The organism is Actinophytocola sediminis, from assembly GCF_054779715.1.
This window is the reverse complement of record NZ_BAAGXS010000020.1, coordinates 159,664-180,248: the sequence shown is the minus strand read 5'-3', so window position 1 is coordinate 180,248 and position 20,585 is coordinate 159,664. Positions and strand designations below refer to the sequence as shown.

The window sequence follows — 20,585 nt, the reverse complement described above, 5'->3', positions numbered from 1 at the left end:
TGGCAGGTGCACGACCAAGTCGACACCCTGGTCTGGGTCTCCCCGGCGGGGTACCGATATCCCCACTGGCCAGAACCCATCGCGGACCCGGATCCGCCGCCATATTGACTCCGACTCCAGTCGTGCGCGGAGTAACGACACTTCGTGCCCTGGGGTGAACCACGCGTGCCACCACCCGAACCCCGCCGCTGTTGTGCGGCCAGGGGTCACTGCGGGGCACAATCCCCGTGTGCGCATCGCCTTGGTAGCCAACACGCTTTCCGGTAGTGGCCGGACCGACGCGGCCAGGATCCGGGAGCTGCTCACCGGCTACGGCGCCGAGATCCGCCCGCTCGACCTCGACGACCTCGACGACCCGCTGCCCGACGGTATCGAGCGGGTCGTGGTCGCCGGTGGGGACGGGTCGGTCGGCGTGGCCGCGCGGGCGGCCAACCGGGCCGGGGTGCCGCTCGCGGTGCTGCCGACCGGCACGGCCAACGACTTCGCCACCGCGCTCGGCCTGCCAACCGAGCTGGACACCGCCTGCCTGCTGGCCGTCGACCGGCACGCGACCAGCCAGCACCGGGAGGTCGGGCTCGTCGGCGACAGTCATCCGTTCGTCAACGCCGCGGCCGCCGGCCTGTCCGCGGTGGCCAGCAGGCTCGCCGCGCCGCACAAGGCCAGGTTCGGCGCGTTCGCCTACGCGCTCGGCGCCGTGCGCGCCGGGCTCACCGCGCCGCACACCCCGTGCGTGGTGCGCTGCGACGGCGACCCGGTCTTCACCGGGGACGCCTGGCAGGTGGTGGTCGCGGTCAGCGGGGCGTTCGGCGGCGGGTCGAACGTCGGCGGCACCCGGACCGACGACCAGCGGCTGGACGTGGCCGTGGTGCCGGCGGGCTCGCGGCTGCGGCTGATCGGCACCGGCTATCACATGCGCCGCGGAATGCTTACCCAGCAGGAGAACGTGCCCCACCACCGGGGCGCGGTGGTGGAGGTGGAGCTGCCAGACGGCCCGGAGTTCAACGTGGACGGTGAGCTGATGCGGTGCGAACCGGCGCGGTTCACGCTGCTGGCCGGCGGGGTCGAGGTGGTTACTCGGTGAGGTCGGCCGGGCGGATCCGGAACACCTGGAGCCGCAGGTTGTAGTACTTCTCGGTCTCGCCGACCCAGGTCATGCCCAGTCGCTTGGCCGTGCCGACGGCTCTGGTGTTCGACGGCCGCGCCACGGCGAACAGCTCGTCGATCTCCTGGGTGAACGCCCACCGGATCAGCGCGCCGCCGGCCTCCGCCGCGTAGCCCTGCCCCCAGGTGTCCGGGCGTAGCTGCCAGCTCAGCTCGAGGTCCTCGTCGTAGGGCGGTAACAGCCGGATGCCGAGCCCGCCGACGACCTCACCGTCCTCGAGTCGCTGGATCGCCCACCGGCCCCGTGGCGGGACCATGTTCGGTTGCGCCTCGACCCAGGCGTGCAGCACCGAGTGCATGGCCTGCTTGTCGGCGACCTGCCCCATGACGGGGGTGAGCCACCGGGTGACCTTCTCCACGCCGTAGATCGCCAGCGCTGCCTCGGCGTCGTCCAGTTCCCACGCCCGCACGACGAGGCGATCGGTGCGCAACTCTCCCATAGCTCGAGCGTACTCACTTGACACCTACCGATTGGTTACAGAACCATCCGGTTATGGATTGGACCATCGAAGTCATCGTCGTGCCCGTGTCCGATGTGGATCGCGCGAAGCGGTTCTACGCGGAGGGCCTGGGTTTCGTGGTGGACCACGACACCACCCTCGGCCAGGACAGGCGGATCGTGCAGCTGACGCCGAAGGGCTCCGGCTGCTCGGTCGTCATCGGCACCGGGATCGGCACGCTGGCGCCCGGCGCGCTGGGCGGGGTGCAGCTGGTGGTCCGCGACCTGCGGGCGGCCCGCGCGGAACTGGTGTCCCGAGGGGTGCCGGTCGGCGAGATCACGTTCATGGGTCCCGGCGGCGCGCGCCAGGCCGTCGACGACGATGACCTGAACAACGCCGGTTTCCTGGACTTCGCCGACCCCGACGGCAACTCTTGGACGATTCAGCAGATCACGGCTCGCTCCTGACCTACTTTCTTCGGGTCGTTGGCCTGGTATTTTGTGTGACACCGAGGCAGCCGAGGAGCAAGTGAGAGGATCATGGACCCCTATCGAAGTACCGACAGCGTCCGCGTGACAGAAACCGGACGCTGCGACCCAGCTCAGGATCCAGATCCACCGTGCTGTAGTCACGTGCCCACTCGTGGTAGCCACTCCGAGGCGGTGGGCACGTGATCGGCAGCCTGCTCGGCGTGCTGCTCGGAGTGGTTGTTGTCATCCTGCTCTCTGTGCTGACGGGGTACTTCGTCGCACAGGAGTTCGGTTATATGGCCGTCGACCGGTCACGGCTGCGCTCGCGCGCGGCCGCCGGTGACGTGGAGGCCGCTCGCGCGCTGGAGATCACCAAACGCACGTCGTTCATGCTCTCCGGCGCCCAGCTGGGCATCACGGCCACCGGCCTGCTCGTCGGCTACGTCGCCGAACCGCTGATCGGCGCCGGCATCGGCGACCTGTTCGGTGGCGTCGGCGTGCCGCACGGCGTCGGTGTGGCGATCGGCACCGTGCTGGCGCTGCTGCTGTCGGCGGTGGTGCAGATGGTCTTCGGCGAGCTGTTCCCGAAGAACCTCGCCATCGCCCGGCCGGAGCCCGTGGCCACCCGGCTCGCTTGGTCCACCGGCGCCTACCTCAGCGTGTTCGGCTGGCTGATCTGGCTGTTCGACCGGGCCGCCGAGCTGCTGCTGCGGGTGGTGCGGATCGAGCCGGTGCACGACGTCGAGCACGCCGCGACGCCGCGCGACCTGGAGCACATCGTGGCCCAGTCGCGCGACCGAGGGGACATCCCGGCGGAGCTGTCGGCCCTGCTCGATCGGGTCCTCGACTTCCAGGAGAGCACCGCGGAGCACGCGATGATCCCCCGGCCGAGGGTGACCACGATCGGCGTGCACGAGCCGGTGGCGCGCGCGCTGACGATGATGGCGTCGGGCCACTCGCGACTGCCGGTGCTCGGCGGTGACGTGGACGACGTGGTCGGCGTGGTGTGCCTGCGGGAGGTGCTCGCGCTGGACGAGCGGGACCTGGACACCACCACGGTCGGCCAGATCGCCCGGCGGCCGGTGATGGTGCCGGCGTCGCTGCCGCTGGCCTCGGTCCTCGACCAGCTGCGCGCGGCCGGCGACGAGTTCGCCTGCGTGGTCGACGAGTACGGCGGCCTGGCCGGCGTGGTCACCGCCGAGGACATCGCCGAGGAGCTGGTCGGCGAGATCACCGACGAGCACGACCCGCAGGACACCGACCGGGTCCGGCCGGGCGAGGACGGCGACTGGCTGGTGCCCGGCGCCATGCACATCGACGAGGCGGAACGCCTCCTCGGCCACGACCTGCCGGCCGGCGACTACCAGACCCTCGCCGGCCTGATCATGGCCGAGCTCCAACGCCTCCCGTACCCGAGCGACACCGTGACCGTCGAGCTCCCCGACCCCCCGGGGGCCGAACCAGGCACCCCCACCTACCTCACCCTCGAGGTCCGCACCGTGGCCCGCCGCGTCCCCGACACCATCCGCCTACTACCCACCCTCGCGAGTCCAACGCTCCCACCCCGCGAGTCCAACATTCCCAACCCGCGAGTACAACGCTCGCGCCCCGCGAGTCCAACCGTCCCGACCCGCGAGTCCAACGCTCCGGACACAGGCGTCCAGCATTCGCGGGTGGGTGAGCAATCATGAGCGAGCTGAGTCCACTGCTGGCGTTGGTGATCACGGTCGCGGTGGTCGCGCTCAGCGCGTTCTTCGTGGCCATCGAGTTCGCGCTGGTCGCGGCTCGTGGGCACCGGCTGGCCGAGGAGGCCGAGCGCAGTGCCTCGGCCAGGGCGGCGCTGCGCAGCGCCCGCGACCTGTCGATGCTGCTCGCAGGGTCCCAGCTGGGGATCACGCTGTGCACCCTGGTGCTCGGCGCGGTCACCAAACCGAGCGTGCATCACATGATGACGCCGCTGATGGGGTCCTGGGGGCTGTCGGAGACCACCGCGGACGTGGTCGCGTTCGTGCTCTCGCTCATCGTGGTCACCTTCATCCACCTGGTGGTCGGGGAGATGGCGCCGAAGTCGTGGGCCATCGCGCATCCCGAGCGCTCCGCCACCATGCTCGCGATCCCGATGCGCGCGTTCATGTGGCTCACCCGCCCGGCGCTGGTCGCGCTCAACGGGCTGGCCAACCGCTGCCTGCGGATGGTCGGCGTGCAGCCGGTCGACGAGCTGGACAGCGGGCACACGCCGGAGGACCTGCGTCACCTGCTCGACCACTCCAGCGAGGTCGGCGCGCTCGACGAACGCCGCCACGACCAGCTCGCGACCGCGCTCGACCTGCACACCCGGCCGGTGCGCGAGATCATGCGGCCGCGTGCCGAGCTGGTCACGGTCGCCCCGACCGACGGCCCGGACGCGGTCCGGGCCGCGGCCAGGGCCAGCGGTCACCTGCGGCTGGTGGTGTGGGACCGCGAGCCGCTCGGCGTGGTGCACGTGCGGGACGCGTTGACCGGCACGAGCACGGCGGGCGAGCTGATGCGCCCGGTGCTCCGGTTGCCCGACGACACGCCCGCGCACACCGCGCTGATGACCATGCGCGACCGCCGCAACCATCTCGCGCTGGTGTACGGGGAGGGGGAGGTGGCCGGCCTGCTGACCCTGCACGACCTGCTCGACCAGCTGCTGCCCCAGGCCACGTCGTAGCCCCGGGGTGATCAGGTCAGCGGGGCGAACAGGTCGACGAAGTAGCTGTGATTCCGGGGTGATCAGGTCAGCGGGGCGAACAGGTCGACGAAGTAGCCGTCCGGGTCCTGGACGGTCGCGTAGCGCTGGCCCCAGAACGCGTCCCACGGCTTGTGGTGGCCGCCGTGTCCGGCGGCCACCAGCTCGGCGTACACCGAGTCCACTTCGGACGGTGAGTCGCACAGGAACGCCAGTCCCATGCCCGCTCCGTCGCTCGGCCGTTGGTAGGACGGGTCGAAGGAGCGGACCGTCTCCTCGGTGTCCCAGGCGAACCGCAGGCCGCCGGGCAGCGTCGCCTCCACGTGCGGTTCGCCGTCGGCGTCGGGTGGGATGTCCAGGCCGAGGCGGCGGTAGAACGCGAGCGAGGCGGCCATGTCCGCCACCACCAGGCCGATCAGGTCGAATCGTGGTGCCATGGCCGCACGCTAGCCCGGGTGCTCAGCTCTCGTCTTGAACGAATCGGACACCCAGCTCGCGCACCACGTCGACGAGCAGCTCGACGTCGGTCGCGGTGGTCCGCCAGTTGACGATCGCCGGGCGGAACGCGGTCTGGCCTCTGTAGACGGTGGTGCCCGCGTAGACCCGGCCGTCGACCAGCAGTGCCTGGCCGAGCTGCGCGTTGAGGTCGTCGAGGGACTCCTCGGCCACCCCCGGCGGGCGGTAGCGGAAGCAGACGATGCACAGCCCGACCGGCGCGAGCAGCTCGAGGTCCGGTGCGGCCTCGACGAGCTTTCCCAGGTGTGCGGCCACATCCAGGTGCCGCTCGACCATGGCGCGGTGGCCGTCGCGGCCGTAGGCGCGCAGGGTCGCCCAGATCGGCAGCGCGCGTGCCCGGCGCGAGGACTCCGGGCCGAGCTGGTTGTAGTCGATCTGCTGGTCGTCCATCGAGGCCAGGTACGGCACACCCCAGGAACCGAACGTGTCGGCCAGTACCCTCGGCTCGCGCACGAACACGAACCCGCTCTCGTAGGGCACGTTGAGCCACTTGTGCCCGTCGGCGGCCACCGAGTTCGCCCGCCGCACGCCGTGCACCAGGTGCGCGGTTCGCGGGGACAGCGCGGCGAACAGGCCGAACGCGCCGTCGACGTGCAGCCAGGCGTCGTGGCGCTCGGCGAGGTCGGCCATGGCGTCGATGGGGTCGAAGTCGCCGGTGTTGACCTCACCGGCGCTGGCCACGATCACCGCCGGGCCGTCGGTCTCGGCCAGCTCGCGCTCCAGGCGCGGCAGGTCCAGCCGGCCGGCGTCGTCCCTGGCGCACACCCGGATCGTGTCCCGGCCGAGGCCGAGGATCTGCAATGCCTTGCGCACGCTGGGATGCACGTATCCGCTGGCGAACACGGGCATCGCCGGCAGCCCGGCCAGCCCGTCCTTGACGACGTCGCGGCCATGCCGGCCCGCCCACCAGTGTCGTGCGGCGGCGAGCCCGGTGAGGTTGGCGAACGTGGCGCTCGGCGTGAGCACCCCGCCCCACTCCGCCGGCAGCCCGAACAGGTCCTTGAGCCAGTCGAGCGTGACCGTCTCCAGGTTGGCGGCCAGCGGCGAGGACGTCCACAGCCCGCCGACCTGGTCGAGCAGCGAGGTCACCCAGTCGCCGGCCATGGCCGCCGGGGTGGACCCGCCGACCACGAAGTGGAAGAAGCGCGGCCCGGAGGAGGTGGTGGCCGTCGCGGTGCCGACCCGTAACAGCTCGGCCACCGAGGCCGCCGCCCCGACCCCCTCGGCCGGCAGGGGTTGGTGCAGTTCGGCCAGCAGCGCGGCCGCGCCAGGATCGGAGACCAGTCGTTCGTCCAACCCGGACAGATAGTCCGGTGCCGCCGAGGCCACGGCCGCCAGCACCTGCCCGGTGACCGGGCGTTCCAGAAGAGGATCCATGTATCGCAGGCTACGTGAGGGTTCGGCCGGCATCACCAGGCGAAGCGGGCGATCGTCAGCTCCAGCTGGTCCGCGGCGGTCTGGTCAACCGACGGGTCGAACGTGGCCCGGTCCGCCCGCCCGGCGACCACGTTCACCAGGGCGTCCCCTTTGGACAGCAGGTAGGCGGCGGTGTAGGACTGTGCGCCCGTCCGCTGGTCGGTGGCCAGGATCGTGTTCAGCACTCCGGTCCAGCCGTCGGAGCGCTCGATCGGCTGGCGGTCGAAGACGTAGTGCACGCCGTCGGCCTGCGCCGGGCAGTCCGATGGCAGCAGGGTCGCCAGGAGCTGGTCGGCCGGGGCGTTGGCCGGGTCGAGCACCACGGTCACCGCCAGCGTGCGGCCGGCGGCGGTCCACGTGCCGAACGCGTGCACCAGCTCGGCCGGCACCGGTGCGGCCAGTGAGGGACACAGGGTCAGCACCGCCTCCGTGGTCGCCTTCGGCGCGAAGCCGGCCACCTCCGTGGGCACCGCCGCGGCGGCGATGTCCCGGTTCTGCCGGGCGAGGTCCGCGACCGGCGTCGGCGGCTCGGTGCTCGCGTACGGCGTGATCGTGCCGGGTGGGGCGACGGCGGCCGCCTCGTCGGCCGGCGTGGCGGTGCAGCCGGTGAGGACGACACAGCAAACCAGTGCGCACAGGAGTTTCACGGCACCTCCAGATCTCATCGGAGCGTCCTCTCCAGTCGCCGCGACAACATCGTCAGCGGCAGGCAGATGACGAAGAACACCACCAGCACCGCACCCAGGATCTCCACCGCGTGCGGCTGACCACCGGTCAGGGTGAGTCGTTCGATCGACCGTTGCGACGCCTCGAGGACGTCGAGCAGGCCGATCACCGCGGCCAGTGAGGTCTGCTGGGTCAGGTTCACCACCAGGCCGACCAGCGGCGGCAGCGCCCGCCGGGTGGCCTGCGGCAGGATCACGTGCCGCATCCGTGGCCGCCAGCCGAACCCGAGTGCGGCCGAGGCCTCGAACTGTCCACGTGGGACGGATTGGACCGCGCCGCGGACCACCTCGGCCACGTTCGCGCTGCCCCACAACGTCAACCCGACCGCGGCCGCGACGAACGTGTCCACGTCGAGGCCGATCACCGGCAGCACGAAGAAGATGAAGAACAGCGTGATGATGATCGGCAGCCCGCGCCACAGCTCGACGTAGAACCGCACCAGCAGCCGGACCAGCACATTCGGCAGGGTCAGCATGGTGCCGAGCACGACGCCGAGCACCACGCTGGCCAGGATGCTGACCAGTGAGAGCAACAACGTGGTGACCAACCCCTGGCCGACGTAGGCGGCGACCGGCGGGACCCAGGCGGGCATCAGTGACCTCCGGGGATCGCGAACCGGCGCTCCAGCGCGCCGCTGCCCACCGACAGCAGCCAGACCAGTCCCAAGTAGACGATGCCGATCGCGAGGAACATCTCGAACACCCGGAAGGACACCGCGACCACGCCGACCGCGGTCTCGGTCAGCTCCGGATAGCTGATCGCCACCATGAACGAGGAGTTCTTGAACACCGAGATGAGGATGTTGGTCACCGACGGCGTCGCGATCCGCGCCCCGATCGGGAAGTTGGTCTGCCGGAAGGCCGCCAGCCGGGAGAACCCGAGTGCCCGGCAGGCCTCGACGTACCCGTGCTCGACCGCCTCGAAGCCGGCGCGGAAGTTCTCCACGTTGTACGCCCCGCCCCACAACAACAGCGACAGCCAGCCGACGGTGAACCCGGACAGCGCGATGCCGGCCTCCGGCAGCGCGAAGTACAGGAAGAAGATCTGCACCAGCAGCGGGGTGTTGCGGAAGACCTCGACATAGCAGCTGACCAGCTGGCGCAGCACCGGTATCCGCAGCGCGGCCACCGCGCCGCCGAGCACGCCGACGACCAGCGAGCCGGCCATGCCGATGGCGCTGATCGCGAGCGTGCGGACCAGGCCGTCGGCCAGTTCGGGAAGATGGTCGAGGACGAAGCCGGGGTCGAACTCGTAGCCCTGCATCGGCTCAGCACTCGATGATCGGGCCGGTCGGGTAGCTCAGCTCGTTGTCCGGGCGCGGCAACACCTTCGCGAACTCCTGCTGTACCGCCTCGTCGGTGATCGCCCCGGTGAACGCGGTCCAGAACTCGTCGCCCGCGCGCATCTTCGCGATCGCCGCGTCGACCCAGGCCAGCATCTCGGCGTCACCCTTGCGCACGCCCATGCCCCACGGGCTGTCGGCCCGCACCTCGCCGACGACCTTGGTACCGCTGGTCTTCTTGGCCAGGTCGACCAGCAGCGTGTCGTCCTGGGCGAAGGCGTCCGCGCGCTCCTGGCGCAACGCGGTCAGCGCCTCGCTGGTCTGCTCGAACGGCACCTGCTCGACCTCGGGCAGGCACTCGGTCAGCCACAGGCTCGCGGTCGAGCCCTTGATGGTGATCACCGAGTGTCCACTGAGGTCGTCCCAGCCGCCGATCGGCGAGTCCGCCGGCACCAGCATCTTGACCCCGCCGGCGAAGTAGGGCGCGGTGAAGTCGATGGTCTCCGCGCGCTCTGGCGTGAAGTTCATCGTCGCCATGATCAGGTCGATCCGGTTGGTGGTCAGGAACGGCACCCGGTTGGAGCCGGTCACGCAGGTCAGCTCGACCTTGCCCTCGTCGCCGAAGGCGTAGCCGGCGAGCCGGCGGGCGATGTCGATCTCGAAGCCGGCGTTCTCCCCGGCCTCGTCGATGTAGCCGAAGGGCGGGTAGTCGCACTTGACGCCGACGGCCAATGCGCCCCGGTCCGCGACGGCGGCCGGCAGCGCCACGCCGAGGTCGGCCTTCTCGGTCACCGGCGGCTGTCGTGGGGGAGCGGCGTCCTCGGTGCCGCCGCAGGCGGTGACGGCCAGCGCGACGGCCAGGACGGGGAGTAGGAGGCGGGCTCTCATCGGGGGACTCCTCGTGGTTATCGCAGGACTTTGCGGAGGAACTGGCGGGTACGGTCTTCCTTCGGCTCGTCCAGCACCGTTGCCGGCCGACCGTGCTCGGCGATCACCCCACCGTCCACAAAGACCAGACGGTCGCCGAGCTCACGGGCGAAGCCCATCTCGTGGGTGACACACAGCATGGTCATGCCCGACCCGGCAAGGTCGCGCATGACGTCGAGCACCTCGCTGACCAGTTCGGGGTCCAGCGCGGAGGTCACCTCGTCGAACAGCATCACGTGTGGGTTCATCATCAGCGCCCGCGCGATGGCGACCCGCTGCTGCTGGCCGCCGGAGAGCTGGCGGGGGTAGCTGCCGGCCTTCTCGGCCAGGCCGACGCGGGCCAGCAACGCGTGCGCCCGCTCGGTGGCCTCGGCCCTTGGCGTGCCGAGCAGCTTGCGTGGCGCGAGCGTCAGGTTGTCCAGTGTGGACAGATGGGGGAACAGGTTGAACTGCTGGAACACCATGCCGATCCGGCGACGGACCTGGTCGAGGTTGACGCCGGGACGGCTGATGTCCTGGCCCTCGAACAACACCTGGCCCGAGGTGACCGGCTCCAGCAGGTTCACACAGCGCAGCAGCGTGCTCTTGCCGCCGCCGGACGGCCCGATGACCACCAGCACCTCGCCGCGCGCGACCGTGAGATCCACGCCGTTGAGCACCCGCAGGTCGCCGAACCGCTTGTGCACGTCCCGCAGTTCGACGATCACGTCGGGTTCGGTCATAGCGGCAGCACCCAGTTCTTGGTCGGGATTGGCTGCTTGTGTGCGTGTCGCAGTTCGACGATCACGCCGGGGCCGGTCATAACGGCAGCACCCCGCCCCTGGCCAGCACCGGCTGCTCGGCCAGCGGCGCGGTGTGCGGGTACTTGAGGGCGCTGCCGGTGTTGAGCACCACGACCTCCTCGCCGCCGTCGAGCCAACCGGTGCCCCGCAACCGTTCCACGGCCGCGAGTGTGGCCGCGCCCTCCGGGCACATCAGCACACCCTCGGCGGCGGCACAGTCGGCCTGGGCCTTGACGATGTCCTCATCGGACACCGCGATCGCGGTGCCGCCGGTGTCCCGGACGGCGTCCAGGATGAGGAAGTCGCCAAGCGCGCTCGGCACGTTGATGCCGAACGCGACGGTGTGCGCGTCCGGCCACGGTTGTGCGGTCCGCGCACCCTCCTCGAACGCGCGCACGATCGGCGCGCAGCCGGTGGCCTGCACGGCCACCAGTCGGGGGAGCTCGCCGGTGAGCCAGCCGAGCGTGCGGAGCTCGTCGAGCGCCTTGCGGATGCCGATCAGCCCGACGCCGCCGCCGGTCGGGTAGACGATCACGTCCGGCATCCGCCAGCCGAGCTGCTCGACGATCTCCAGGCCCATCGTCTTCTTGCCCTCGATCCGGTACGGCTCGCGCAACGTCGAGGTGTTGAACCAGCCGTCGGCCACCGCCTGCGCGGCGAGCTGGCCGGCGTCGCCGATCAGTCCGTCCACTATGTACAGTCGGGCGCCGGCGAGCGCGGACTCCGTCCTGGTGATCGACGGTGCCTCGGCCGGCATCACCACCAGCGAGGACAGCCCGGCCCGAGCCGCGTAGGTGGCCCACGCCGCGCCGGCGTTTCCGTTGGTGGGCATGGTGATCCGGTCGATGCCCAGCTCACGTGCCTTGGACACGCCGACCGCGGCGCCCCTTGCCTTGAAGCTGCCGGTCGGCAGCAGGCCCTCGTCCTTGACCAGCAGGCCGGGCAGGCCGATGCGCTGGCCGAAGGTGGATAGCGGGAGGATCGGCGTCATCCCCTCGCCGAGGGTGACGACATTGTGCTGGTGTACCACCGGAAGCAGTTCCCGGTAGCGCCACAGGTCGGGTGCGCGGGTCGCGATGTCCGCTGTGGACACCGAGGCGCCGACCAACTCCAGGTCGTACCGGACGAGCAGCGGGCTGCCGCAGGCACACACGTTCTGTGGGACCGACGCGTCGTGGCGGGTGCCGCAGCGCGCGCACTCCAGGTGGGTCAGGCCACTGGTCCATGATCCGTCCACGGGACTCCTGTTCGCTCTGCGCCGGGGAGGACGCCCGCGTCGTCGCGGGCGTCCTCCCACGGGCCGGGGTCAGTCCGCGACGGCCGCGAACTGTGCTGGGTCCAGCGTGGTCGCCGGGCCGTTGAACAGGGCGTTGAAGACCATCTTCTGCTCGCCGCGGTTCCAGGTACGGAACGCGGCCTGGTTGCCGAAGGTGACCACCGAGCCCTTGCCCACCTGCCAGGACACGGTGTTCACCGCGTCGCTGAGATACTCGCCGCCGATCAGCCAGCCGCTCTCGAGCTGGTCGTCGCCCGCCGGGTACTTGCCGACCACGGTGTGCGGATACTTGTCCTGGTCGGTGATCCGGTAGGCCCGGTCACCCTCGAACCACACCGGGTTGTCCGCCAGCATGCCCCAGGCCGCCGGGTCGGTGCTGTCGATCTCCTGGCGCAGCAACGAACCTGGACCGTAGAACACCGAGGAACTGGATGGCAGCACCGATTCCAGCGGCAGCTCGAACAGCTCCTGCGCGGTGGCGGCCGCGCTGCCGACGCTCACCAGCGTGCCGCCGCCGGTGACGAAGTCGCGCAGCTGGTTCCAGCCGGTCTCGCCGACGCCGAACGCCCAGCTCCACTCCTTGGGATAGTTGTTGGCGTTCAACCCGTTGACGATGGAGCCGCGGCTGACGCCGTCGGGCATCAGGATCGCGTCGAACTTGCCGGACAGGTTCTGGTAGTCCTTCGCCTTGACGATCTTGTAGTTGACCTTGTACTGGTCGAGCATCCACATCAGCCAGCCCGCCGGCATGTTGTTCGGCGGCTTGAGCAGGCCGATCCTGGTGCCCTCCTTGAGCCGCACGCCCTCGATCGCCGGCACGTCGGCGATCGCGTACACCGGGATGCCGGTCGCCTTCGACTGGTTGGCCAGCACCCGTTGCGCCGGCTCGGTCGGCGGCACGATGAACGTGCCGGCCGGGTGGTCCCGGCCGCTGTCGCTGAAGGCCGCCGCCGCGCGGAAGGTCGGGATGCCCTGCTGCTGGAGCTTGGCCACGATCTGGTAGACGCCGTAGGACTCCGGCCCGAGCACGTAGGCGCCGCCGTCGCCAGGTGCCGGTGGCATGGTCACCGGTGCCGGCTTGATCTCGGTCAACTCCTTGGTGCCGACGGAGAACTGCTCGGTGACCAGGTCGGCCTCGAAGCCGAGCAGCATCGGCAGGGTGTGCGCGGTGACGTCGTACGGCCGCTGTGGCGGGCCGCCGGGGTACTGCAGCAGCTCGGGGTAGTGCTGCACCTCCAGCAACGTCTTGGCCCAGCGCGAGTACGGCTGTTTCATGTAGATCACGTAGGAGCCGGCCGGGTAGGTCTGGTCGCCGGCCGTGAACTCGGTCTTGGCCTGGTGCACCTCGACCGCGCCCCGGAGCATGATCTCCATGGTGTCCCGGACCGCTTGCGGGTCGCGCTGGCCGGCGGGGATCACGTAGGCGAACGCGTCGGTTCGGGTGACCGCGTTGTTGGACACCTTGTAGAAGTCCTTGAGCCAGTTGTAGCCGTCGTTGGCCAGCTCGTCGACCGCGGAGTAGAACGACTGCGAGGTGTAGTCGACGATCTGGCGCAGCCGCCAGGTGTTCGAGTCGTACGGCTCGATGAAGTTGATCTCCGACTCCTGCTGGCCGAGCGGGCCGTCACCGACCTGTGGATAGGCCAGATTGGACACACTGGCCGCCTCGGTCAGCAGCCGGGCCGCGCCGTGGTAGACCTGGTACTGCCGTGACGGGGTCCAGTAGTCGTAGGACTTGGCCCAGCCGACGCCCTTCATGCCGGCCGAGGTCATGCCGCGCTGCATCGCCATGCCGGCGTCGTTGGTCTGCTGCACGGTGATCGGGTCGATGTTCGGGTCGTAGGGCGACAGGTAGGGCGGGGTGAACATCCTCGGCGCGCCGGTGCCCGCCTGGTGCGCGTCCTGGAACGCCTGCGGGTGGTACTTGTTCTGAATCGAGACCATCAGCTTGGACTCGTCCTGGGTGAGCATGAACCAGTCGCGGTTGTCGTCGTGCCCGGTGTACTTCTGGTACAGGTCGGGGTAGACGCGCGCGTAGTTGGTGCCCGCGGTCGCGTTGAAGTAGTCGTTGATGTGCCGCAGGCCGTCCGGGTTCTGCGACGGCACCATCAGGATGACTGCCTTGTCCAGGATGTTGTTGATGTACGGGGAGTTCTCCGTGGCGAGCCGGTGGGCGATCTCCAGCATGGCCTGCGCGTTGCCGACCTCGTTGGCGTGGATGCCGGCCTGCACGTAGTAGAACGGTTTCCCTTCCCTGGCAAGGGACTCGGCCTCGGTGGGGGACAGGCCGCGGGGGTCGGCCAGCCGGGAGTTGATCTCGACCAGCCGGTCGAGGTTGTCCAGGTTCTTCTTGGAGCTGATCGTCAGCATGACGTACGGGTTGTCCTCGGTCGTGCGACCGACTTCCTCGTGGTTCACCCGGTTGCTGCGATCGGCGATGAGCTTGAAGTACGGGAACATGGTGTCGATCGTGGCGAGCTTGCCGTCGGATCCGATGCGGAAGCCGAAGTACTGCTCGGGGTTCGGGATGCTTGGCGCGGCCGACGCGGCTGTCGGCAACACCGGCGCCACCAGAGCGATGACCGCGGTCGTGACCACGGCCATTCTCCGAAGAGGTGCGCGCATGTCCGCTCCTTCGGTGTCATATCCAGTTGTCAATCGCCAGCACGGCCGTACGGGCGACCGTGCGCAGGAGTCAGCGGACGACGGCGACGTCGCCCCGTAGCGGGATGGGTGGGGAGGATGAGTCCGCATCGGACCGTCCTCTGTGGAGGATGGTGGGGTGCGGGCTCTCACTCGTTTCTAACACCCAGGTGACACGGGATGCAATACTCGAGATTAGATCTAATGTTTAATCTGTGAGTCGGCTGCGCCGGTTGGCGTAACACAGCGGGGGCCGAGGACGAGTGGGTAACGTGGGCGTGCGGTGGAAGCAGGGAGTACGACCGGATGTCACTGACGCGAAGCACCCTGAGCAGCATGGCCTACCAGGCGCTGCGCCAGGCGATCCTCAGCGGCCGGCTCGCGCCCGGCGCACACGTGAGCGTGCGGCCGCTGTGCGAGGAGTTCGGGCTCTCGGCCACGCCGGTGAAGGCGGCACTGCACGCGTTGGAGCGGGAGGGCTTCCTGGTGCTGCGTCCGCACCGGGGGTTCTTCGTGCCCGAAGTGGACCGTGCGGACATGCGCGAGCTGTACGAGCTGCGCGAGGTGCTCGACGGCATCGCCGCGCGCCGGGCGGCGGCGTCCACCGAGCGCGACGGTCTGGTCGGCCGGCTGACCGGGTTGCTGGCGCGGCAGACCGCGGAGGTCGCCAAGCCGGACCTGGCCGGCTACGCGGACCTGGATGTGCTGTTCCACCAGGAGATCCTGACCGTGGCCGGCAACGGGCGCCTGCAGCACGTCGCGGAGAACATGATCGGCCAGCTCCGGCTCGGGCGGGCGACCTCGGCCAGGGTGCCCGGCAGGCCCGCGGCCGCGCTGGCGGAGCACGGGGAGATCATCGCCGCCATCGCCGCCGGCCAGGGACATCAGGCCGAGCGCCTGGCCCGCCGACACGTACGCAAGTCCGCTGACGCCCTGGACCGATACCTCTCGCGCACGGCTGGGTAACTGCCCTGAATGCCCCATTCAGGACGTTGAGCGTCGTCAATGCCTCATTCAGGGCATCGCAACTGGCGCCTCGCGTTTGTCCGCGTAGGCGGCCAGGGCTCGGTCGACCAGCAGGCCGCAGATGCCGAGGTAGCCGGCTGGGTCGAGGAGGGCGGGCAGGTCCGGGGCGGTGGCGCCGGCTTTGGCCAGTGCGACCGCGAGCACGTCGGCGAGGTCGGTGCCGGTGCGCTCGGCCTCGACGGTCGCCTCGGCGAGCAGGCGTTTGGCCGCGACCTTGCCCAGCAGCGGCGCCAGCGCCACGTTGACCCGTTCGGACACGATCGCGCCCCGGGTCAGTTCGAGGTTCGCGGCCATCGTCTCGGTCGAGACCCGCAGCGACGCGGTGAGGCTGGCGGCGTTGGCGGCGGCGCCGGCGGAGATCCGCAGGCTTTCCCGCAGCGCCTGCCATTCCGCGTGCCAGCCGCCGGATGACCGCTCGTCCTCGACGATCATCGACTGGAACAGCGTCATGGCGAGCGGCGGCAGTTGGCGGGCGGCGGTGGCCACCATCGTCGCGAACACGGGGTTGTGCTTCTGCGGCATGGCCGAGGACGCGCCCCGGCCGAGCGCCTGCTCCTCGGTGACCTCGCCGATCTCGGTGCGGGCGAGCACGAGGACGTCGGCGGCGAGCTTGCCCAGCGCGCCGGTGGTGACCAGCAGCGCGGCGGCCACATCGGCGATCGGGGTGCGGATGCCGTGCCAGGGCAGCACCTGCTCGACCAGGCCGAGCCTGCCGGCCACCAGCGCCGGCAGGCGCAGCGTCTGGCCGGCCGGGTCGTCGACGTGCAGCGCGTACTCGTGGTAGGCGGACAGGCTGCCGGCCGCGCCGCCGATGGAGACCGGGAGTCCGGCGCGGGTCGCGCGGACCCGGTCCAGCGCGTCGAGCACCAGCTGGAGCCAGGTGGCCGCCTTGACGCCGAAGGTGATCGGCACCGCCTGCTGGGTCAGCGTGCGGCCCGGCATGGCGGTCAGCCGGTGCCGCCGCGCCTGCGCGGCCAGGCTGTCCGCGCACGCCAGCAGGTCGCGCTCGATGTGGTCGAAGGTCGTCGCGCACAACAGCATCAGCGCGGTGTCCAGAATGTCCTGACTGGTCGAGCCGCGGTGGACGTACTCGGCGGCGTCGGGGTCGACCGCGCGCACCGCGGCGGTCAGCTGGCCGACGAAGGCCACCACCGGGTTCGCCGTCTCGCGCACCCCGGCGGCCACCTTGGCCGGGTCGATGTTCGCCGGCACGGCCGCGGTGCGGATGGCCGCCGCCGCTCGCGCCGGCACCACGCCGAGCTCGGCCTGTGCCTCGGCGAGCGCGACCTCGGTGTCGAGCATCGCCCGCAGCAGCGCCTCGTCGTCGACCAGCTCGGCCGCGCCCGTCGCCGCCCAGGCGGGGGCGAGAATGCCATGGTCCACAGTCGTCAACTCGCTCTCCCGAGATCGTCGTGGCCGGTGTTGGCGAACGCGAGCGATGGTACGTGGTCCAGCGCGATCCGCAGGGACGCGCGCGCCATCGCGTCCGCGTCGCCGAGGATCACCGAGTTGACGCCGGGGCGGATGCCGGCCGCGGTCACCCAGTGCACTGCCTCGGTCGGCACCCCGAACGCCAGTCGCCTGGCGTGCGGGCGGTCCTGCGCGTCGAGTAATCGGTAGGGGCGTCTGGAGACCGCCACGCCGCCGGTGAGGTAGTGCCCGCCGCCGCGGATCGGGATGCGGTAGGGCGCGCACTCGCCCCTGGCGAGCAACGAGACCAGCAGCGGATCGGTCGTGGTGCGCAGGTCGGTCTCCGGCAGCCGGGCCTCGATCAGCGTGCTGGCCGCGACCGTCCGGTCAGGACAGACAAGCGAACTGGCCACGAACCGCCCGTCGGCGCAGTCGACCCGCAGGTCCGGGCCGAGCACCTCGAGCAGCCCGGCGTCCATGAGCGCGCCGAACTGCTCGATGCGCTCGGCGGGCGGGCCGATCGACAGGAACGCGTTGAGCGGCATGTACCAGCGCTGCAGATCGTCCCGATAGGCGTCGCCGGACAGTCCACTGTGGTCGACCAGCAGCCGGATCTCGTTGCGCAGGTCGCGCAGCACGTCCAGCGCCGCCTTCAGCGAGCCGGTCACGTTTCCCTTGGCCGACTCCGCCATCTCGGTGTCCACATAGGAGCGCAACCAGCGTTGGAACCGTTCGGTCGAGGTCAGGTCCGCCGCGGTGTACGGCGTCGCGATCCGCGCCCAGTCCCAGGCAGGCTCGAGGTCGAACTTGGCGAGCACCTCGCGCTGGGCCTCGCTCTCCTGGATCGCCATCGGGTCGGCCCCCGGCGGGAGCACCGCGGGCTCGGCCGCGGCGAACGCGGCGCTGAACTCCTCGGCGTCGCAGGTGCAGCCCCGCTCCCGGACCTCGGTCGCGTAGTAGACCGTGCGGACCTCCTGGTCGACCAGCGGCCAGATGTCCCGGCGGAAGTCGGCCGGCGCGCCGTTGTCGGCCTCGGCGCGCATGCGCTCGATCACCTGCTCGGTGATGTAGCGGGGTTCGTGCCGGCCGAACGCGCCCTTCTGGTTGGCCGCGCGCGCCTGGTAGGGCACGCCTCGGCGGGATCCGGTGACCAGCAACGGTTCCTGCCCGGACGGGTGGTACCGCAGCACGCCATCGGCGTCCCGGACGAACCGGCCGCCCCGGCCGAGGGTGAACAGCGCGAGGTAGTCGAAGAAGTTGAGCCCCATGCCGCGCAGGATGACCGGCTCCCCGGCCGGCACGGCCCGCAGCGACACGTCGGCCGGGTTGCTCGGTGCGAGGTAGCGCAGCCCGTGCCGGCCGGCGAAGTCGCTCAGCGCGGCCTCGGTGTCGCCCAGCCGGTGGGGTAGATGGCCGAGCGCGAGCACCACGGCGCCGAGGCCGCCGATCGACTCGCCGTTGTCCAGCCGGATCTCCTGGCGCGTGTCCGCTGTGTCCACCAGGTCGACCGCGGTCGCCTGGTGGGACACGAAACTGACCGACGCTGGCGCGGTGCGCATGATGCGCCCCCTGGTCCAGCGCAGGTAGCTGCCGTAGAAGGCGCGGGACGGGTAGTCGTCCGGGCCGAGCCGGTCGGCCTCGGCGCGTACCGCGCCCGGCACGCTCGGCGTGCCGAGCAGGGTGATCGAGCGGGCCCACTCGTACAGGCTCGGCCCGCTGACCACCGGCCCGGCGCAGTCGACGGTCTCGTCGACGAACATGGTCACCTGGCTCGCGACCGTGTTCATCAGCAGCAGGCGGTTCTGGCTGCTGCGCCAGACCCGGCCACCGTCGAGCAGGTGCGGGTCGACGAGGTGGATGACCAGCTGATGTCCTTGCGGCAACAGCGAATCGGCGTTGGCACACAGGCGTTCCACCACCGAAAGGCCGCGTGGACCAAGGCCGATGACGGCGACCCGGATCACGTCAGTTGACACCGGGCCGCCGCCTGTCTCCCGTTGGTGATCACTTCGACCAGTACTCCCGATCTACGGTGCGGGCCCTCAGCCGGACGTGACCATGGTGAACTCGCGAATGGACTCGGCGAGCTTGGCCGGCTGGTCGAGCGGGATCAGCGTGTAGCTGTCCGCGATCTCCACCAGCTTGCTCTGCGGCAGCAGCTCGTCGAGCTGACGGCCGTGCGCCGGCGGCATGACCTTGTCCTCCGACGCCCACACGATCAACGTCGGCCGGTCGAAGGCGCGCAGGCCATCGACGGTGTCGGTCAGCAGCGTGCGGTTGGCCGAGATGGCGCGCAGCACCCGGACGGTGTCCTTGCGGATCTCCGGCTGGGTCAGGACCGGCCGCATCCAGCTGGCCATCGCGGCGTCGCCGCGCTTGGTCAGCCAGCCGAGCGTGAACGGCATCCGGCGCACCATCTTCAACCGCATCTGCTGCATGAACATGCCGAACACCGCGGGCGCGAGCTTCCCGGTGAGCACCAACGTCTTGCCGCTCAGGCCGGGCGGGAAGTTGTCGAACGCGTCGCAGGATACCAGGACCGCCTTGCCCACCCTCGGGTTCTGGTCGGCCATCAGCAACTGCACGATGACCCCGCCGGTGTCGTTGCCGACCACCGTGACGTCCCGCAGGTTGAGCTTGTCGAGGAACTCGGCGACCAGATCGGTGATGCCGCGCATCGTCAGGTCGGCGTCGGCGCCCAACGCTCTGGTGTGCGAGCCGAGCGGGAGCATCGGTGCCACACACCGGTAGTCCGCGCCCAGTTCCCTGATCACGTCGGCGTACAGGTCCGGGGTCATCAGCAGCCCGTGCAGCAACACGACCACCGGGCCGTCGCCGCCGGTGTCCACGTAGTCGATGGCGCCGGCCGCGAGATCGACCTTCTCCATGGTCATGCGAATTACCTACTTTCCGTCCGCTGGTTCGGTTGTCGCGTCGACGAGCGCGGTGCCGATCACCGGCTCACACCGCACCGGCGCGGGGCTTGTCCCGTACCGGCGCGCCAACCTTATTCTCTTTCGGTCGCATCGAGCTCGCCAGCGGATTGCGGCCGTTCCACAGACCGTCCACTTCGTACGGTCGCAACCGGACGAACACGGTCTCGTGGTGGAACACCTTGTCGTCGTTCTTCTTCATCGCGTCCCGGTGGCCGCCCGGGTAGGTGCCGACGGTGTACTGGCGCATCTCCCGCGCGGTGCGCCACAGGGTGAACGTGCTGATCAGGTTCGGCGGGTGCATCAGGGACGCGCCCTCGATGAACCCGGGGTGGCGCTGCGCCTCCCGCTCGGCCGGGCCGGCCGCCGCGGCGAACGCCCCGAGCTTGGTCAGCCGCATCTTGGCCATGGTGAGCACGGCGACCGGCTCGTCGTCGGTCGGCTTCTCCGTGCGCGGCAGGTCCGGCATGCCCGGCCAGGCGCCGACCGTGCGGACCGGCTCGAACCGGGCCCGCCAGCCCGGCTCGTACAGCTTGGCCAGCGGGTGGTGCAGGAACCGGTCGAGCGAGTCGTCGTCGTCCCAGGCGGCGATCAGCGCGATCCCCTGTACCTGGGTCGATGGCAGCAGCCCGGTGCGGAGCGGACTCACCAGCCAGCTCTCCGCGTAGCGAAGACCCTGGATCGCCCGTGGGTCGGGTTTTGCCCGCAACCCGGCGACCGCCTTGGGAGCCCCGACATTCACGATGTGGGCGGACAGAATCATGGCACTACTCCTACTGCTCCTGATCTCACACGATGACTGCGGACGTCTTCTTGCTCTTCGCTTCGTGCCCGACGATCACAGAATCATGGCGCTGTTCCTACGAG

The 20,585-nt window shown here is 70.3% G+C and carries 19 protein-coding genes; 5 read left to right on the top strand and 14 right to left on the bottom strand.

Annotated features, from left to right (window positions below; all coding sequences use genetic code 11):
- Nucleotides 1-229 precede the first annotated feature (229 nt).
- Nucleotides 230-1,081, top strand: coding sequence for a diacylglycerol/lipid kinase family protein (locus tag ACYVIP_RS13915; RefSeq protein ID WP_460396028.1), 852 nt, complete (start codon nucleotides 230-232; stop codon nucleotides 1,079-1,081).
- Here ACYVIP_RS13915 and ACYVIP_RS13910 read toward each other — a convergent pair.
- Nucleotides 1,071-1,601 carry a GNAT family N-acetyltransferase gene (locus tag ACYVIP_RS13910; RefSeq protein ID WP_460396026.1) on the bottom strand — a complete coding sequence of 177 codons (531 nt, stop codon included), beginning with the start codon at nucleotides 1,599-1,601 and terminating at the stop codon, nucleotides 1,071-1,073. The two genes, ACYVIP_RS13915 and ACYVIP_RS13910, sit on opposite strands and share 11 nt — an antisense overlap.
- Nucleotides 1,602-1,654: 53 nt before the next feature.
- On the opposite strand from ACYVIP_RS13910, the gene ACYVIP_RS13905 reads away from it, so the two are divergent.
- The 3 genes from ACYVIP_RS13905 to ACYVIP_RS13895 all read left to right on the top strand — a co-directional run bounded on the left by ACYVIP_RS13905 (nucleotide 1,655) and on the right by ACYVIP_RS13895 (nucleotide 4,763).
- The gene (locus ACYVIP_RS13905; RefSeq protein ID WP_460396024.1) at nucleotides 1,655-2,068 is read left to right on the top strand and encodes a VOC family protein; all 414 of its coding nucleotides are present in this window, start codon (nucleotides 1,655-1,657) and stop codon (nucleotides 2,066-2,068) included.
- A 203-nt stretch (nucleotides 2,069-2,271) separates the two neighbouring features.
- Nucleotides 2,272-3,762, top strand: coding sequence for a hemolysin family protein (locus ACYVIP_RS13900; RefSeq protein WP_460396022.1), 1,491 nt, complete (start codon nucleotides 2,272-2,274; stop codon nucleotides 3,760-3,762).
- Entirely contained in the window at nucleotides 3,759-4,763 is a 1,005-nt protein-coding gene (locus ACYVIP_RS13895; protein ID WP_460396020.1) for a hemolysin family protein, read from the top strand. Before ACYVIP_RS13900 ends, ACYVIP_RS13895 begins: the two co-directional genes overlap by 4 nt.
- Before the next feature lie 62 nt (nucleotides 4,764-4,825).
- On the opposite strand, the gene ACYVIP_RS13890 is transcribed toward ACYVIP_RS13895, so the two are convergent.
- The 9 genes from ACYVIP_RS13890 to ACYVIP_RS13850 all read right to left on the bottom strand — a co-directional run bounded on the left by ACYVIP_RS13890 (nucleotide 4,826) and on the right by ACYVIP_RS13850 (nucleotide 14,331).
- Nucleotides 4,826-5,218: a VOC family protein gene (locus ACYVIP_RS13890; RefSeq protein WP_460396018.1), complete on the bottom strand. Its 393-nt coding sequence runs from the start codon at nucleotides 5,216-5,218 to the stop codon at nucleotides 4,826-4,828.
- 22 nt (nucleotides 5,219-5,240) lie between these two features.
- Nucleotides 5,241-6,674, bottom strand: coding sequence for a pyridoxal phosphate-dependent decarboxylase family protein (locus ACYVIP_RS13885; protein WP_460396016.1), 1,434 nt, complete (start codon nucleotides 6,672-6,674; stop codon nucleotides 5,241-5,243).
- Nucleotides 6,675-6,706: 32 nt separating this feature from the next.
- On the bottom strand, nucleotides 6,707-7,378 hold the full coding sequence (locus ACYVIP_RS13880; RefSeq protein ID WP_460396014.1) for a hypothetical protein: 672 nt from the start codon (nucleotides 7,376-7,378) through the stop codon (nucleotides 6,707-6,709).
- Nucleotides 7,375-8,031, bottom strand: a complete 657-nt coding sequence (locus ACYVIP_RS13875) for an amino acid ABC transporter permease (RefSeq protein ID WP_460396012.1) — start codon at nucleotides 8,029-8,031, stop codon at nucleotides 7,375-7,377. Before ACYVIP_RS13875 ends, ACYVIP_RS13880 begins: the two co-directional genes overlap by 4 nt.
- Nucleotides 8,031-8,702: an amino acid ABC transporter permease gene (locus ACYVIP_RS13870; protein WP_460396010.1), complete on the bottom strand. Its 672-nt coding sequence runs from the start codon at nucleotides 8,700-8,702 to the stop codon at nucleotides 8,031-8,033. Before ACYVIP_RS13870 ends, ACYVIP_RS13875 begins: the two co-directional genes overlap by 1 nt.
- A gap of 4 nt (nucleotides 8,703-8,706) precedes the next feature.
- On the bottom strand, nucleotides 8,707-9,609 hold the full coding sequence (locus tag ACYVIP_RS13865; RefSeq protein ID WP_460396008.1) for a transporter substrate-binding domain-containing protein: 903 nt from the start codon (nucleotides 9,607-9,609) through the stop codon (nucleotides 8,707-8,709).
- Between the two features lie 17 nt (nucleotides 9,610-9,626).
- Entirely contained in the window at nucleotides 9,627-10,370 is a 744-nt protein-coding gene (locus ACYVIP_RS13860) for an amino acid ABC transporter ATP-binding protein (protein WP_460396006.1), read from the bottom strand.
- A gap of 76 nt (nucleotides 10,371-10,446) precedes the next feature.
- Nucleotides 10,447-11,667 (bottom strand): threonine synthase, encoded by a 1,221-nt coding sequence (locus tag ACYVIP_RS13855; RefSeq protein ID WP_460396004.1) that lies wholly within the window; start codon nucleotides 11,665-11,667, stop codon nucleotides 10,447-10,449.
- 69 nt (nucleotides 11,668-11,736) lie between these two features.
- Nucleotides 11,737-14,331 carry a M14 family zinc carboxypeptidase gene (locus ACYVIP_RS13850; protein ID WP_460396002.1) on the bottom strand — a complete coding sequence of 865 codons (2,595 nt, stop codon included), beginning with the start codon at nucleotides 14,329-14,331 and terminating at the stop codon, nucleotides 11,737-11,739.
- A gap of 324 nt (nucleotides 14,332-14,655) precedes the next feature.
- Between ACYVIP_RS13850 and ACYVIP_RS13845 the strand changes: the two genes are divergently transcribed.
- The gene (locus ACYVIP_RS13845) at nucleotides 14,656-15,315 is read left to right on the top strand and encodes a GntR family transcriptional regulator (RefSeq protein ID WP_460396000.1); all 660 of its coding nucleotides are present in this window, start codon (nucleotides 14,656-14,658) and stop codon (nucleotides 15,313-15,315) included.
- A 48-nt stretch (nucleotides 15,316-15,363) separates the two neighbouring features.
- Here ACYVIP_RS13845 and ACYVIP_RS13840 read toward each other — a convergent pair whose 3' ends face one another.
- The 4 genes from ACYVIP_RS13840 to ACYVIP_RS13825 all read right to left on the bottom strand — a co-directional run bounded on the left by ACYVIP_RS13840 (nucleotide 15,364) and on the right by ACYVIP_RS13825 (nucleotide 20,481).
- The gene (locus tag ACYVIP_RS13840; protein ID WP_460395998.1) at nucleotides 15,364-16,767 is read right to left on the bottom strand and encodes a class-II fumarase/aspartase family protein; all 1,404 of its coding nucleotides are present in this window, start codon (nucleotides 16,765-16,767) and stop codon (nucleotides 15,364-15,366) included.
- Nucleotides 16,764-18,761: an FAD/NAD(P)-binding protein gene (locus ACYVIP_RS13835; protein ID WP_460395996.1), complete on the bottom strand. Its 1,998-nt coding sequence runs from the start codon at nucleotides 18,759-18,761 to the stop codon at nucleotides 16,764-16,766. Before ACYVIP_RS13835 ends, ACYVIP_RS13840 begins: the two co-directional genes overlap by 4 nt.
- 66 nt (nucleotides 18,762-18,827) lie before the next feature.
- On the bottom strand, nucleotides 18,828-19,679 hold the full coding sequence (locus tag ACYVIP_RS13830) for an alpha/beta fold hydrolase (protein WP_460395994.1): 852 nt from the start codon (nucleotides 19,677-19,679) through the stop codon (nucleotides 18,828-18,830).
- Between the two features lie 67 nt (nucleotides 19,680-19,746).
- A complete protein-coding gene (locus ACYVIP_RS13825; protein WP_460395992.1) occupies nucleotides 19,747-20,481 on the bottom strand; it encodes a hypothetical protein in 735 nt (244 codons plus the stop codon).
- Between the last annotated feature and the right edge of the window lie 104 nt (nucleotides 20,482-20,585).

Coding starts and splice junctions, on each gene's coding strand:
- ACYVIP_RS13875 (WP_460396012.1), bottom strand. CDS start 8,031: ATGCCCGCCTGGGTCCCGCCGGTCGCCGCCTACGTCGGCCAGGGGTTG.
- ACYVIP_RS13905 (WP_460396024.1), top strand. CDS start 1,655: ATGGATTGGACCATCGAAGTCATCGTCGTGCCCGTGTCCGATGTGGAT.
- ACYVIP_RS13845 (WP_460396000.1), top strand. CDS start 14,656: ATGTCACTGACGCGAAGCACCCTGAGCAGCATGGCCTACCAGGCGCTG.
- ACYVIP_RS13865 (WP_460396008.1), bottom strand. CDS start 9,609: ATGAGAGCCCGCCTCCTACTCCCCGTCCTGGCCGTCGCGCTGGCCGTC.
- ACYVIP_RS13850 (WP_460396002.1), bottom strand. CDS start 14,331: ATGCGCGCACCTCTTCGGAGAATGGCCGTGGTCACGACCGCGGTCATC.
- ACYVIP_RS13890 (WP_460396018.1), bottom strand. CDS start 5,218: ATGGCACCACGATTCGACCTGATCGGCCTGGTGGTGGCGGACATGGCC.
- ACYVIP_RS13860 (WP_460396006.1), bottom strand. CDS start 10,370: ATGACCGAACCCGACGTGATCGTCGAACTGCGGGACGTGCACAAGCGG.
- ACYVIP_RS13910 (WP_460396026.1), bottom strand. CDS start 1,601: ATGGGAGAGTTGCGCACCGATCGCCTCGTCGTGCGGGCGTGGGAACTG.
- ACYVIP_RS13885 (WP_460396016.1), bottom strand. CDS start 6,674: ATGGATCCTCTTCTGGAACGCCCGGTCACCGGGCAGGTGCTGGCGGCC.
- ACYVIP_RS13880 (WP_460396014.1), bottom strand. CDS start 7,378: ATGAGATCTGGAGGTGCCGTGAAACTCCTGTGCGCACTGGTTTGCTGT.
- ACYVIP_RS13895 (WP_460396020.1), top strand. CDS start 3,759: ATGAGCGAGCTGAGTCCACTGCTGGCGTTGGTGATCACGGTCGCGGTG.
- ACYVIP_RS13870 (WP_460396010.1), bottom strand. CDS start 8,702: ATGCAGGGCTACGAGTTCGACCCCGGCTTCGTCCTCGACCATCTTCCC.
- ACYVIP_RS13830 (WP_460395994.1), bottom strand. CDS start 19,679: ATGACCATGGAGAAGGTCGATCTCGCGGCCGGCGCCATCGACTACGTG.
- ACYVIP_RS13825 (WP_460395992.1), bottom strand. CDS start 20,481: ATGATTCTGTCCGCCCACATCGTGAATGTCGGGGCTCCCAAGGCGGTC.